The 14,223-nt window shown below is 62.2% G+C and carries 10 protein-coding genes, 1 tRNA gene, 2 rRNA genes and 1 pseudogene (1 of these 14 only partly in view); 9 read left to right on the top strand and 5 right to left on the bottom strand.

Going from position 1 to position 14,223, the window contains the following annotated elements:
• On the top strand, nt 1-635 hold a 635-nt coding region (locus O7A61_RS14715; RefSeq protein ID WP_337130408.1), incomplete at its 5' end, for an AAA family ATPase.
• 23 nt (nt 636-658) lie between these two features.
• On the opposite strand, the gene O7A61_RS14710 is transcribed toward O7A61_RS14715, so the two are convergent.
• Complete coding sequence (locus O7A61_RS14710) at nt 659-1,336, bottom strand: GntR family transcriptional regulator (protein WP_027144617.1); 678 nt, start codon at nt 1,334-1,336, stop codon at nt 659-661.
• 114 nt (nt 1,337-1,450) lie between these two features.
• On the opposite strand from O7A61_RS14710, the gene O7A61_RS14705 reads away from it, so the two are divergent.
• Genes O7A61_RS14705 through O7A61_RS14670 form a run of 8 tightly spaced genes read left to right on the top strand, consistent with a single transcriptional unit; the run spans nt 1,451 to nt 10,204 of the window.
• Nucleotides 1,451-2,038 carry an amino acid synthesis family protein gene (locus O7A61_RS14705; RefSeq protein ID WP_337130409.1) on the top strand — a complete coding sequence of 196 codons (588 nt, stop codon included), beginning with the start codon at nt 1,451-1,453 and terminating at the stop codon, nt 2,036-2,038.
• Nucleotides 2,031-3,827, top strand: coding sequence for an alpha/beta fold hydrolase (locus O7A61_RS14700; RefSeq protein WP_337130407.1), 1,797 nt, complete (start codon nt 2,031-2,033; stop codon nt 3,825-3,827). The genes O7A61_RS14705 and O7A61_RS14700 overlap by 8 nt, the downstream gene beginning before the upstream one ends.
• Nucleotides 3,824-4,861, top strand: a complete 1,038-nt coding sequence (locus tag O7A61_RS14695; protein ID WP_337130406.1) for an LLM class flavin-dependent oxidoreductase — start codon at nt 3,824-3,826, stop codon at nt 4,859-4,861. Before O7A61_RS14700 ends, O7A61_RS14695 begins: the two co-directional genes overlap by 4 nt.
• Before the next feature lie 10 nt (nt 4,862-4,871).
• Nucleotides 4,872-6,341 (top strand): aldehyde dehydrogenase, encoded by a 1,470-nt coding sequence (locus tag O7A61_RS14690; RefSeq protein ID WP_337130405.1) that lies wholly within the window; start codon nt 4,872-4,874, stop codon nt 6,339-6,341.
• 59 nt (nt 6,342-6,400) lie between these two features.
• Entirely contained in the window at nt 6,401-7,405 is a 1,005-nt protein-coding gene (locus O7A61_RS14685; protein ID WP_337130404.1) for an ABC transporter substrate-binding protein, read from the top strand.
• 60 nt (nt 7,406-7,465) lie between these two features.
• Nucleotides 7,466-8,326 (top strand): ABC transporter permease, encoded by an 861-nt coding sequence (locus O7A61_RS14680; RefSeq protein ID WP_337130403.1) that lies wholly within the window; start codon nt 7,466-7,468, stop codon nt 8,324-8,326.
• A 1-nt stretch (nt 8,327) separates the two neighbouring features.
• The gene (locus tag O7A61_RS14675; protein WP_337130402.1) at nt 8,328-9,128 is read left to right on the top strand and encodes an ABC transporter permease; all 801 of its coding nucleotides are present in this window, start codon (nt 8,328-8,330) and stop codon (nt 9,126-9,128) included.
• Nucleotides 9,125-10,204, top strand: a complete 1,080-nt coding sequence (locus O7A61_RS14670) for an ABC transporter ATP-binding protein (RefSeq protein WP_337130401.1) — start codon at nt 9,125-9,127, stop codon at nt 10,202-10,204. Before O7A61_RS14675 ends, O7A61_RS14670 begins: the two co-directional genes overlap by 4 nt.
• 7 nt (nt 10,205-10,211) lie before the next feature.
• Here O7A61_RS14670 and O7A61_RS14665 read toward each other — a convergent pair.
• The 4 genes and pseudogenes from O7A61_RS14665 to O7A61_RS14650 all read right to left on the bottom strand — a co-directional run.
• Nucleotides 10,212-10,298: pseudogene (locus O7A61_RS14665) on the bottom strand (type II toxin-antitoxin system ParD family antitoxin); the annotation flags it as partial.
• A gap of 597 nt (nt 10,299-10,895) precedes the next feature.
• Nucleotides 10,896-10,972, bottom strand: a tRNA-Met gene (locus tag O7A61_RS14660).
• 218 nt (nt 10,973-11,190) lie between these two features.
• Nucleotides 11,191-11,305, bottom strand: a 5S ribosomal RNA gene (gene rrf, locus O7A61_RS14655).
• Nucleotides 11,306-11,578: 273 nt separating this feature from the next.
• Nucleotides 11,579-14,223 (bottom strand): 23S ribosomal RNA (locus tag O7A61_RS14650) (it continues 224 nt past the right edge of the window).

Below are 14,223 nucleotides of genomic sequence, written 5' to 3'. Positions count from 1 at the left end.
CGGCGCAGCTCGGCGACGATGCCGGTGTGATCGGCGCCGCGCTGCAGGCGCTTTCGGCGACGGCGTCGACATCGCCTTCCGTTCAGCCTGGCCGCGCCAGACGCGCCGTGCTCGTCAACGGCATCCCGGCCAGCGGCAAGAGCACAGTGTCACGCGGCATCGCCGATCGCATGGGATGGCCGCTGCTTGCACTCGATACCGTCAAGAATCCGTTCCTCGAAGTGCTCGGCGGCGCCGACCGCGAATTCAATCGCACGCTCGGCCGCGCCAGCTACCAGGCAATCTGGTCGCTCGTCGGCCACGCCCCTGCAGGCAGCACCTTCATCGTCGATGCCTGGTTCGGTTTCCAGCCGCGGCAAGTGCTCGAAGATCATCTGCGCAAGGCCGGCGTCGAACACACAGTCGAATTCTGGTGCCACGCGCCCGGCGAGGTTCTGGCCGAACGTTATGGCGCCCGGCTCGGTCAGCGCCTACCCGGCCATCCCGGCGCTGCCTATATCCCTGAACTGATTGAACTGGCCAAGCGCGCCGAACCGCTGCGGCGCGGGCCGCTGTTCGACGTCGATACGACGCAGCCGATCGACTTCGATGCCATCGCCGCATGGCTGCGCGCGACCCTGGCCAGCGACGCCTGAGCCGCTTCAGGTGCCAGCGCCGGTTATGCCGGTGGCAGCCGAAGCGTCGCGCGGGCGATCTGCCAGGCGGATTTGACATGCCGCCGTGCCGCCGCTTCAGCCTCGTCGGGCCTGCGCGATCTGATGGCGTCCATGATCTCGGTCATTTCGGCAATCGCCGGTCCGCGACGGTTAACCGAAAGAATGGTCATGGAACGCAGCTGATTGATGCGCACATTGAGCCCGGTCACGATCTCCCAGGCGACGCGCTTGTCGGCTGCCTCGAAAAGCACTTCGTAAAACTTTGTCGTCGCCCGCATTACCTCGGCTGGCTTGCCGGATGCCCAAGCTTCGAAAAGATTGGCGAGCGCACTGTCGAGCAGGGTCAGTTGCGCGTTCGTCGCCGACATGGCGCAGGCACGCGCGGCTATGCCTTCGAGCAGGGCCCTGAGCTCATAGATCTCGTCGGTTCGGCCAAGGTCCGGCTTGGCCACCGCCGGCCCGTGCCCCGGTATCATCTGCACCAGGCCTTCAGCCTCTAGCTGCCGCAAGACCTCGCGTACGACCGAACGGCTGACGCCGAGCTGGTCGCAAAGCGGCCGCTCGACCAGCCTTTCGCCAGGCTGGAAATGGAAATCCATGATCGCCTCGCGCATGCGCTCCAGCGCCAGTGTTCTCAAGGTCTTGGCGCTGCGGTCGATACGAAGCGTGTCGTCTGACATGGGCGGTCTCCTGCCTCGCCACGAAAACAGATTCCATGGCCGATTGACAAGTTTCTTGGCGCTCCATACCATGGTATACCATAAGATGATATGGCATCGACGACCGAGGACTTCATGCAGCCCGTCATTCGCAAGATCGTCACCTACACCGAAAACACGCTGATTGAGGGCGGCAAGGCAGCGCCTCGGCCGCTGCGCCTGATCGGCGTCGCGGCAGTGCTTGCCAATCCGTGGGCCGGACGCGGCTTCACCGACGATCTGTCGCCCGAAATCCGCGCCTGTGCGCCAGTGTTGGGAGAGACGCTGACCCGGGAAATCATCGCCATCGCCGGTTCGGGCGACGCCATCGAGGGCTACGGCAAGGCCGCGATCTGCGGCACGTCGGGCGAGATCGAACACGCCTCGGCACTGATCCACACGCTGCATTTCGGCAATCATTACCGCCGTGCCGTGGGCGCCAAGACCTATCTCGCCTTCACCAATCTGCGCGGCGGCCCGAACACACCGATCATGATCCCGCTGATGGACAAGAACGACGAGGGTAGGCGCTCGCACTACCTGACAGTGCATTTCCAGATCGGCGACGCGCCGGCGCCGGACGAGTTGGTGGTGGCGCTCGGCGCCTCGATCGGCGGCCGGCCGCACCATCGTATCGGCGACCGCTACCAGGACCTCAAGGAAGTGGGAGACCTGCATGGCTGACGCACCCGCATCGGCATGGGCTCGACAGGGTACGGCGCCTGATGGCACCGGCTTCATTCGAGCCGGCTCGGGCGCGCCGGTACTGTTCATCCATGGCGTCGGCATGAATGCCGCGATCTGGCAGCCGCAGATCGACAGGATGGCCGGCAGTTGGGATGTGATCGCCATCGACATGCTCGGCCATGGCCGGTCGCCGCTCCCGCCACCGAGCCCGGAACTGGCCGACTATGCCGACCAGGCCATTCGCTTGCTCGATCATCTCGGCCTCGACAAGGTGTCGGTCGTCGGCCACTCGATGGGCGCGCTCGTCGCCCAGGAGCTTGCGTTGCGGGCACCGCAGCGCGTTCGCGGCATCGTATCGCTGAATGCCGTGTTCCGGCGCCCACCCGAATTGGCCGAGGCCGTCCGCCAGCGCGCGGCCGCCCTCACCGGCCAGGGCGACGCGACTGGCACGGCACAGACCATTGCCCGCTGGTTCGGGGATCCGGTGCCCGCCGAACTCGAGGCGGCGGCGGGCAAGACGGCGTCCGCGCTCAGCGCGGTCGACCCGGAAGGCTACGCCCGCACCTATCGCCTGTTCGCCCGCGCCGACGGCGACCACGCCGAGCGCCTGCAAACGCTTGCCGTGCCGGCTCTGTTCATGACCGGGTCCGCGGACAGGAACTCCTCGCCAGCGATGTCGGCCGCTCTGGCACGGTTGGCGCCGCATGGCCGCTGCATCGTGCTTGCCGGCGAACGGCACATGATGGCGGTGGCCGCACCGGACCGCACCACGCGCCGCATCATCGGCTTCCTCGAAGCAGCGGAGCAAGGGGACGGGACGGTGACTTCTGGTTTCGACAGCGGCGACTTCCGCCGCGCGCTCGGCTCCTTCCTTACCGGCGTCACCATCGTCACCACGATCGGGCCCGAAGGCGAGCCGCGCGGCTTCACAGCCAACTCCTTCACCTCGGTGTCGCTCGATCCGCCGCTGGTACTCGTCTGTATCGCCCACAAAGCCTTGGGCCATCCCGTCTTCGCCACCTCGAAGAGCTTCGCCATCAACATCCTCAATGAGGATCAGAAGGCGGCGTCCGGCATCTTCGCCTCGAAAGCGGCCGACAAATTCGCCTCCGTGGCCTGGCGTCCAGGACAGACCGGCAGTCCGTTGCTGGACGGCTCGGTCGCGTCCTTCGACTGCGACATGGAGCGGCTGGTCGACGCGGGAGACCATTCCATCCTTATCGGCCGCGTACGCGATTTCGAGCACAACTCCTCGCAGCCTCTCGGCTACTGCCGCGGCGCCTATATCGCACCAGGCCTCAGCCAGGAGGCACTTGCCGCCGCCCAGCCCGGCACCGATGTCGGCGCCATCCTCGAAAATGGCGGCAGGGTCCTGTTCCTGGAAACGGCTGATGGCTTCGACCTGCCGCGCGGCCGGGGACTGGGCTCGGCCGGCGATGGCAAAAGCCTCCGTGGGCTGCTTGCCGCCAAGGCTATCGAGGCCCAACTCGGCTTCCTTTTCGCCGTCTGGGACGACGCTGGCAATTCGTCGCGCACGCACGTTTATTATCGCGGCACGTTCGATGTGCCCGCCTCCAGCGATCGTGGCATCCGGCTGGTCGACATCGACGCGATCGGCGACTTGAAGATCGTCGATCCGGCGGTCCGCTCGATGCTTACCCGCTATGTCAGGGAATGCATGCAGGACGCCTTTGGCGTCTATGTCGGCAATGAGATGGAAGGCGAAGTCAGGCCGCTAGGCAAAGCGCCCACGTCCGCTGCCTCCTATACAGGTGACCACAGATGAAGTTCTCGCTCTTCGTGCATATGGAACGGTCGGATCTCGCCAAGCCGCATTCGGAGCTGGTGAGCGAGCTCGAGGAATTGGTCCTGCAAGCGGAGCAGGCCGGCTTCGAGACGGCCTGGATCGGCGAGCATCACGGCATGGAATTCACCATCTCGCCGAACCCGTTCGTCAACATCGCTTATCTGGCGGCCAAAACCAGCCGCATCCGTCTCGGCACTGGCACGATCGTTGCGCCATTCTGGCATCCGATCAAGCTCGCCGGCGAAGCGGCGATGGCCGACGTCATCAGCGGCGGCCGGCTCGACATCGGCATCGCGCGCGGCGCCTACAGTTACGAGTATCAACGTCTCTTCCCCGGTCTCGACGCCTGGGGCGCGGGCCAGCGCATGCGTGAGATGGTGCCGGCGATCCGTGGCCTATGGGACGGCGATTTCGAACTCTCCGGCGAGTTCTGGTCGTTCCCGCCGACCACTTCCTCGCCCAAGCCCTTGCAGAAACCATATCCGCCGATCTGGGTAGCGGCGCGCGACCCGAACTCGCACGATTTTGCGGTCGTCAACCACTGCAAGGTCCAGGTAACGCCCCTGGCTTCAGGCGACGACGAGGTGTCGAGCCTGATGCAGCGCTTCAACGCCGCTTGTGACGCGCATCCCGACATCGCCCGGCCGGAAATCATGCTCTTGATGCACACATTCGTCGCCGAGGATGCGGCCGACGCCGATCGGCTCGCCCGGGACCTGTCGAATTTCTACTGCCAGTTCGGCGCCTGGTTCCAGAACAAGAAGCCGGTGCATCAAGGCGTATTGGAGCCGCTCACAGAGGATGAGATCGCAGCGATGCCGCAATACGCGCCCGACAAGATCAGGCAGAACCTGATGATCGGCGAAGCCGACGAAGTCATTGCCCGGCTGAAGGCCTATGAGGCGCTCGGTTACGACCAGTACTCGATCTGGATCGACAGCGGGCTCTCGCACGAACGCAAGAAGAAATCGCTGCAACTGTTTATCGACCGGGTGATGCCGGCCTTCCTCTGATAGCGAGCCCATGACCGACGCTCTTTTCAGGAACTTCATCGACGGCCGCTTCGACGAGCCATCCGCGACCTTCGACAGCATCGATCCGTCGACCAGCGCGCCATGGGCCAGGATGCCGGCGGCGAGCGAAGCCGATGTCGACCGTGCCGTCGAGGCGGCGCACCGGGCGCTGCGTTCGGGCCCGTGGACGGCGATGACCGCCACCACGCGCGGCAAACTGCTGGTCAAGCTCGGCGACCTCGTCGCCGCCGATGCCGGGCGTCTTGCCGAACTCGAGACACGCGACACCGGCAAGATCATCCGCGAGACCCGTGCCCAGATCGCCTATGTCGGCGACTACTACCGCTACTATGGCGGGCTCGCCGACAAGCATGAAGGCGCGCATGTGCCGATCGACAAGGCGGATCTCGACGTCACCATCCGCCGCGAGCCGATCGGCGTCGTTGCCGCGGTCGTGCCTTGGAATTCGCAGCTCTTCCTGTCCGCCGTCAAGCTCGGCCCGGCGCTGGCCGCCGGCTGCACGGTCGTGCTCAAGGCCTCCGAGGATGGCCCGGCGCCATCGCTCGCCTTCGCCGAACTCGTCCAGCAGGCCGGCTTTCCCGAAGGCACTGTCAACATTCTCACCGGCTTCGGCCAGGATTGCGGCCGCCGCCTGACCAGCCATCCGCTGGTCTCGCGCGTCGCCTTCACCGGCGGCCCGTCCACGGCGCGTGCGATCGTCAGGAACACAGCGGAAAATTTCGCCTATACGACGCTCGAGCTCGGCGGCAAGAGCCCGGTCGTCGTCTTCGCCGATGCCGATCTCGACAGCGCCGCCAACGCGGTGGTGGCCGGCATTTTTGCCGCGACCGGCCAAAGCTGCGTCGCCGGCTCGCGACTGCTGGTCGAAGGTTCGGTGAAGGACGAGTTCCTCGCCCGGCTGAAACGCAAGGCCGAGGCGATCAGGATCGGCGATCCGCAGGACCCGGCCACCGAAATGGGTCCGCTCGCCACACAACGTCAGCGCGACTGGATCGAAAAGATCGTCGCGGAAAGCCTCGCCAAGGGCGGCACGCTGATCACCGGAGGGACACGCCCCGGCGGCCCCGGCTTCTACTACGCGCCGACCATCATCGATGCCGGCGACAGCAATCTGGCATGCGTGCGCGAGGAATTGTTCGGGCCTGTGCTCAGCGTGCTTGCCTTCGACACCGAAGCACAAGCGCTGGCGCTCGCCAACGACACCCCCTTCGGCCTGGCTTCCGGCGTGTTCACCAGCAATCTCGGCAAGGCGCACCGCATGGCGCGCGACATCCATGCCGGCGTCGTCTGGGTCAACACCTACCGCGCCGTGTCGCCGCTCGTTCCCTTCGGCGGTTACGGCCATTCCGGGCTCGGCCGCGAGGGCGGCCTCGATGCCATCAGAGACTATACGCGCTCCAAATCCATCTGGATCAAGACCTCGGACGAGCCGATCCCCGATCCCTTCGTCATGCGCTGAACAGCGTGTGACGCAGGTGCACTGAGAAAAACAAGAACAGACCAACAGAGGAGAACAAAATGAAACTGATTTTGACCGGCATTCTGGCCGGACTGCTCGCGGCGACCGCCGCCAAGGCAGATGAAATGGCGTTCACCAGTTGGGGTGGCACAACGCAGGAAGCACAGACCAAATCCTGGGCAGCGCCCTTCGAAGCCAGCTCCGGCATCAAGGTCCTCCAGGACGGGCCGACCGACTACGGCAAGCTCAAGGCCATGGTCGACGCCGGCAACGTCACCTGGGATGTCGTCGACGTCGAGATGGACTTCGCCATAAAGGCCGCCAAGGATGGCCTGCTGGAGCCTATTGACTATGCGATCGTGCCCAAGGCCGATCTCGACCCCCGCTTCAGCAATGAGCATGCCGTCGGCAGCTTCTACTATTCCTTCGTGCTCGCCTGGAACAAAGGCGCGGTCTCCGGTGACACGGCGAGCTGGGCCGACATGTTCGACACCAAGAAGTTCCCCGGCAAACGGACCTTCTACAAATGGTCGGCGCCGGGCGTCATCGAGATCGCACTGCTCGCCGACGGCGTGCCGGCGGACAAGCTCTATCCGCTCGATCTCGACCGCGCCTTCAAGAAGCTCGACACCATCAAGTCGGACATTGTCTGGTGGAGCGGTGGTGCGGAGTCGCAGCAGCTGATCGCCTCAGGCGAGGCCGCCTTCGGCCAGCTCTGGAACGGCCGCGTCTTCGCGTTGCAGCAGGACGGAACCGATGTCGGCGTCTCCTGGAAGCAGAACCTAACCGCCGCCGACGTTCTGGTCGTACCGAAAGGGGCGAAGAACAAGGATAGCGCCATGAAGTTCCTGGCCGCGGCCACCAGCCCGGCCGGCCAGGCGAAATTCGCCGAGGCCAGCGGCTATGCGCCGATCAATACCAAGGCCAAGGCCGAGATGCCGGCCGATGCGGTCAAGGCCCTGCCGGATGCTCATGTCGACGGCCAGATCAACCTCGACATGAACTACTGGGCCGAGCATCGCGACGAGATCGCCACGCGCTGGTACGCCTGGCAGACCAAGTAGCGCCACAGAAACCGACGGGGCGCGGGAACCGCGCCCCGTTCGGGTAACGGGAACCGGCCGATGCAAGGAAATTCTCTCAGACGCGGCGCCATTGCCGGCCTATCGGCCGGCAGCGGCGGCGCCTTGCCGGCCGTCGTTCTGGTCGGCCTGTTCTTCGTCGTACCGGTCGTCGCCCTTTTGCTGCGTAGCGTCACCGATCCTGAGCCCGGTCTGCAGAACTACGCCGCGCTGTTCGGCAGCGGCACCTATGTGCGGGTGTTTCTGAACACCTTCCTCGTCGCCGCCGTCGTCACCGCCGTCACCATCCTGGTGGCGTTTCCGGTCGCCTGGATGCTGGCGATCATGCCGCCGGCCTTCGGCTCGCTCGTCTTCGGCATCATCATCCTGTCGATGTGGACCAACCTCCTCACCCGAACCTATGCCTGGATGGTGCTGCTGCAGCGCACAGGGGTGATCAACAGGACGCTGATGGGACTGGGCATCATCCAGGAGCCGCTGCCGCTGATCAACAATCTCACCGGCGTCACAATCGGCATGGTCTATATCATGCTGCCCTTCATGATCCTGCCGCTGGTCGGCATGCTGCGCGCCATCGACCCGATGACGCTGCGCGCCGCCGCCCTTTGCGGGGCAACCCCGTTCCAGGCCTTCCGCCGTATCCTGTTGCCGCTGTCGCTTCCCGGCATCGCCGCCGGCGGGCTGATGGTCTTCGTCATGTCGCTTGGCTACTTCGTCACGCCTGCCCTGCTCGGCGGCACGTCCAACATGATGCTGGCCGAGATGATCGCCCAGACGGTGCAGTCGCTGCTCAACTGGGGGCTCGGCAGTGCGGCCGCCTTCGTCCTGCTCGTCGTCACCATGGCGCTTTACGCGCTCCAGCTTCGTCTGGTCGGCGCCAAGCGCCCCGCCGGAGGGCTCTGACATGCTGCTCGACTATGACAGGCTCGGATGGCTGCGCATGGCGCTTGCCGGCTTTACCGCGCTGGTCGCGGCTTTTTTGCTGCTGCCGGTGGTTTTCATCGTGCTCTTGTCGTTCGGCTCCTCACGCTGGCTTGCCTTCCCGCCGCCCGGCTGGACGCTGAAATGGTACGAGCAGCTGTTGGCGGACCCGACCTGGATCGATGCCGCGCTGACCAGCGCAAAAATCGCCGCCATGGCCGCCATCCTCGCCGTCATCATTGGCCTGTTCGCATCCTTCGGTTTGATCCGGGGTGAATTTCGCGGGCGCCAGATCCTGCGTGGGCTGCTGCTGACGCCCATGGTGCTGCCAGTGGTGGTGTTCGCCATCGCCGTCTACGCTTTCTTCCTGCGCATCGGGCTGGCCGGCACCACGATCGGCTTCGTCATCGCGCACACCGTCCTGGCACTGCCCTTCGCCATCATTCCGATCACCGCCGCGCTGGAGGGTTTCGACAAGTCCATCGAGGACGCGGCCATCGTCTGCGGCGCCAGCCCGCTGCAGGCACGGTTGCGGATCACCTTGCCCTCGATCCGGATCGGCATCTTCTCGGCGGCGATCTTTTCCTTCCTCGCCTCATGGGACGAGGTCGTGGTGGCGATCTTCATGGCGAGCCCGACCTTGCAGACCTTGCCGGTGAAGATCTGGGGCAGTTTGCGCGCCGACCTCAGTCCGGTCGTCGCCGCCGCCTCCAGCCTGCTCGTCGGCCTGACCTTGTGCCTGATGATCGTGACCGCACTCTTTCGCAGAAAATTATCGAGATGACCCGGCCATTCCTGTCCATACGCGCGGTGAGGAAGACGTTCGGCGCCTTCGTCGCCGTCCACGATGTCACCATCGATGTGCCCAAGGGCGAATTCCTGACCTTCCTCGGGCCATCCGGCTCCGGCAAGTCGACGACACTCTACGCGATCGCCGGCTTCCAGGATCCGACCTCCGGCGACGTTCTGCTGGAGGACAAGTCGCTGCTTTCAGTGCCGTCGCACAAGCGCAACATCGGCATGGTCTTCCAGCGTTACACGCTGTTTCCGCATCTGAGCGTTGCCGAAAACGTCGCCTTCCCGCTGCGCGTGCGCGGCCGCCCCGACGCCGAAGTGAAAAGTAAAGTCGCCGACATGCTGGCGCTGGTGCGGCTGGAGAATTTCGCCGGCCGCCATCCCGGCGCGCTGTCGGGCGGCCAGCAGCAGCGCGTGGCGCTTGCCCGTGCGCTCGCCTACGATCCGCCGATCCTGCTGATGGACGAGCCGCTGTCGGCGCTCGACAAGAAACTGCGCCAGGAGATCCAGGCCGAGATCCGCCGCATCCACCGTGAGACCGGTGTCACCATCCTCTATGTCACCCACGATCAGGAAGAGGCGCTGCATCTGTCGGATCGCATCGCCCTGTTCAAGGAAGGGCGCATCGAGCAGATCGGCACCGGCGAGGATCTTTATCTCAGGCCAGCCAGCGAGTTCGTCGCCGGCTTCATCGGCAATTCGAATTTCCTGCCCGCCGAGCATCTGGAAACCGCCAATGGCGCATCGACCGTGCGCCTGGCCGACGGTTCGGTCGTGAGCGGCGTGAAGACGACGCAGGCCTTCGATCGCGGCCAGAAGGCCCGCCTGATGGTGCGCCCCGAGGCGTTCCGGCTGACGCCCGGACCTGCATGCGCAGCGCTCGCCGTCGAGATCGTCGATACCGCCTTCTTCGGTGACCGCAAGCGCGTCGTGGCGCGAACCGCCGGCGGCGATGAGATCGATGTCAGGCCGACTTCGGATGCGGTGGAACCGGATAGCGCGGATTGCGCTATCGGCAGGCGGATCTTTTTCGATCCTGCTTCCGCCTTCCTGTTTCCAGCCTGAAGCCGCCAACCTCACTGGCATTGTTGTAGCGGCCGAACTCGAGCTGTTTCCTGATGAAGCTCTCACAGTGCTCGTTCAAAGCGCAGTTGGGTATGGCGACCTCCTGGTGGAGATCATGGGTCGAGCGTCATTGATGACAATAAATAGCGATAGCTGGCAATCCACTGCCGATTCGGCGACGCTTCATCGTCACGACCCACCAAGCGGCATCGCCTCGGTCCCGATTCGGCGGAATTGGACTACCGATTGGGGCAGCACCACGCGATCGAGGGTCTCGGTGCGAGCGGAGGCCGTAGATCCTGCTATCCACCATCCGATAGCGTGTGAGGAAGCCGGCTGAGTTAAAGCCCAACCGGCTAATCTGTTCATGCTTGGCGGCCAATCGATCTTGAACCTGGCCATCCCTCCATGGTCTTCACTGATTTGATTTTTGTCCGCGGCATCGGCGTCGCCTCTTTTGCGGGCCTGGACAGGATTGGATCGACACTCCACGGTGATCCGGATACGCAACGGCCCGCCGACTTGAAGCCTGGCGGCTGTCTTTTTGATTTGGTTTTGGGGGGAGGATCTGATTTTTGTCCGGGTCGCCGGCTTGGTCTGCTTGGGGCGGTCAGGCCGGATCCAAGGCGGCGCTTATCCGAACGCAAAGCGGCCCGCCGGCTTTGAGCCTGGCGGGCCGTTTTGATAAAATTGGTTGCGGGGACAGGATTTGAACCTGTGACCTTCAGGTTATGAGCCTGACGAGCTACCGGGCTGCTCCACCCCGCGCCACCACCGCGATCGCCGCTCTACTTTGGCGACTGCGGCATTTCTGTATCCACCAAATGAAAGGGCCGCTTAGAGCGGCCCGGGATCCCTTGGCGGGCCTTTATGCATGTCGCCCAAAAAGTGTTAGCGGTTTTGGGGCAACGACATGCATCGAACAAAGCAATGAGAAGATTTCTCTGTCATCCGGTTGGATGTGAGTTTGAACGTGCGTTTAGCAGACCTGGCAGCGACCTACTCTCCCGCGTCTTGAGACGAAGTACCATCAGCGCTGGAGCGTTTCACGGCCGAGTTCGGAATGGGATCGGGTGCAGCCGCTCCGCCATAACCACCAGGTCGGCAAAACGCACGTTATTCGAGAAGCTGGTTTGAGCGAATAGCCATAGAGAGGAGCGAATAGGGGACCTATTTTGTGCTTTCTCGGAGCTTTTCGCTGGTCTTTTTTGTGCCTGGCCGTCCTTGGGGTCTGGTCCTTCGAAGCGAAGCTTCGCAAGGTCGACCGACCGTCGGCGCCGATGCGCCGCACCCACGTAGCGCCGCCCGAAGGGCGGAACAAGCGTGAGTGAGAACAAACCATTTGACTTCGTCAAATGGATATTAGGAATGAGAACGATCAAGCCGATCGAACTATTAGTACCGGTAAGCTTCAAGCGTTGCCGCTCTTCCACACCCGGCCTATCAACGTGGTCGTCTTCCACGGTTCTCAGGGAATACTCGTTTTAAGGTGGGTTTCCCGCTTAGATGCCTTCAGCGGTTATCCCGTCCGGATATAGCTACCCTGCTATGCGGCTGGCGCCACAACAGGTCCACCAGAGATCCGTCCATCCCGGTCCTCTCGTACTAGGGACAGATCCTTTCAATATTCCTACACCCACGGCAGATAGGGACCGAACTGTCTCACGACGTTCTGAACCCAACTCACGTACCGCTTTAAATGGCGAACAGCCATACCCTTGGGACCTGCTCCAGCCCCAGGATGCGATGAGTCGACATCGAGGTGCCAAACAACCCCGTCGATATGGACTCTTGGGGGTCATCAGCCTGTTATCCCCGGCGTACCTTTTATCCGTTGAGCGATGGCCCTTCCACGCGGGACCACCGGATCACTATGACCGACTTTCGTCTCTGCTCGACTTGTCAGTCTCGCAGTCAGGCAGGCTTATGCCATTGCACTCAGCGAACGATTTCCGACCGTTCTGAGCCCACCATCGCGCGCCTCCGTTACTCTTTAGGAGGCGACCGCCCCAGTCAAACTACCCACCATACATTGTCCCGGACCCGGATAACGGGCCGCGGTTAGACATCCATAGTAATAAGGGTGGTATTTCAAGGGTGGCTCCACCTGAGCTGGCGCCCAGGTTTCAAAGCCTACCACCTATCCTACACATGCCACTACGAATGCCAATGTAAAGCTATAGTAAAGGTGCACGGGGTCTTTCCGTCTAACCGCAGGAACCCCGCATCTTCACGGGGAATTCAATTTCACTGAGTCTATGCTGGAGACAGCGGGGAAGTCGTTACGCCATTCGTGCAGGTCGGAACTTACCCGACAAGGAATTTCGCTACCTTAGGACCGTTATAGTTACGGCCGCCGTTTACTGGGGCTTCGATTCAGAGCTTGCACCCCTCCTCTTAACCTTCCAGCACCGGGCAGGCGTCAGACCCTATACGTCGTCTTGCGACTTCGCAGAGCCCTGTGTTTTTGATAAACAGTCGCTACCCCCTGGTCTGTGCCACCCTCCTCTACTTGCGTAGAAAAGGGTCACGCTTCTTCCGAAGTTACGCGTGCAATTTGCCGAGTTCCTTCAGCATAGTTCTCTCAAGCGCCTTGGTATACTCTACCAGACCACCAGTGTCGGTTTCGGGTACGGTTTATAAGGAGGAGCTATTTCCTGGAACCACGCAGCAGCCCGTTCAATCCGATAAGATTGGACTACCTCAATGATCCGTCACTACCTCCAAGCCCACGAATATTAACGTGGTTCCCATCGACTACGCGTTTCCGCCTCGTCTTAGGGGCCGGCTAACCCTGCTCAGATTAGCTTTAAGCAGGAACCCTTGGTCTTTCGGCGGGGGAGTCTCTCACTCCCCTTACGTTACTCATGTCAGCATTCGCACTTCTGATACCTCCACCACCCCTCACGGGTATGGCTTCATCAGCTTACAGAACGCTCCGCTACCGCTTGGCCCTTGCGGACCAAACCCTAAGCTTCGGTGTATGGCTTTAGCCCCGTTACATTTTCGGCGCAAAGACCCTTATTTAGACCAGTGAGCTGTTACGCTTTCTTTAAATGATGGCTGCTTCTAAGCCAACATCCTGGTTGTTTTGGGATCCTCACATCCTTTCCCACTTAGCCATAACTTGGGGACCTTAGCTGTAGGTCAGGGTTGTTTCCCTTTTCACGACGGACGTTAGCACCCGCCGTGTGTCTGCCGACTAGTACTCCCAGGTATTCGGAGTTTGGTTAGGTTTGGTAATCCGGTGAGGACCCCTAGCCCATCCAGTGCTCTACCCCCTGGGGTATTCGGTCGACGCTCTACCTAAATAGATTTCGCGGAGAACCAGCTATTTCCGAGTTTGATTGGCCTTTCACCCCTAGCCACAAGTCATCCCGAACTATTGCAACAGTTATGGGTTCGGTCCTCCAGTAAGTGTTACCTTACCTTCAACCTGCTCATGGCTAGATCACTCGGTTTCGGGTCTAATGCGACGAACTGAACGCCCTGTTCAGACTCGCTTTCGCTGCGCCTACACCTAGCGGTTTAAGCTTGCTCGTCACACTAAGTCGCTGACCCATTATACAAAAGGTACGTGGTCACCCAGGACGAACCTTGGGCTTCCACTGTTTGTAGGCAATCGGTTTCAGGTACTCTTTCACTCCCCTTGTCGGGGTGCTTTTCACCTTTCCCTCACGGTACTAGTTCGCTATCGGTCATGCACGAGTACTTAGGCTTGGAGGGTGGTCCCCCCAATTTCAGACAGGATTTCACGTGTCCCGCCTTACTCGAGGACGATTGATTGCATTACGCGTACGGGGCTGTCACCCACTATGGCCCTACTTTCCAGAAGGTTCCGCTTGTCTCTCAATCGCCACTGGCCTGGTCCGGGTTCGCTCGCCACTACTTCCGGAGTCTCGGTTGATGTCCTTTCCTACGGGTACTTAGATGTTTCAGTTCCCCGCGTTCGCCACTTTATCCCTATGTATTCAGGATAAGTTACCTATATCTGATACTTGGAAACCACAGCAGCAAGC

It is taken from the genome of Mesorhizobium sp. Cs1321R2N1 (assembly GCF_037179725.1).
Lineage (GTDB): Bacteria > Pseudomonadota > Alphaproteobacteria > Rhizobiales > Rhizobiaceae > Mesorhizobium > Mesorhizobium salmacidum.
Note: the sequence above shows the minus strand (reverse complement) of the source record. Positions and strands in the feature narration are given on the sequence as shown.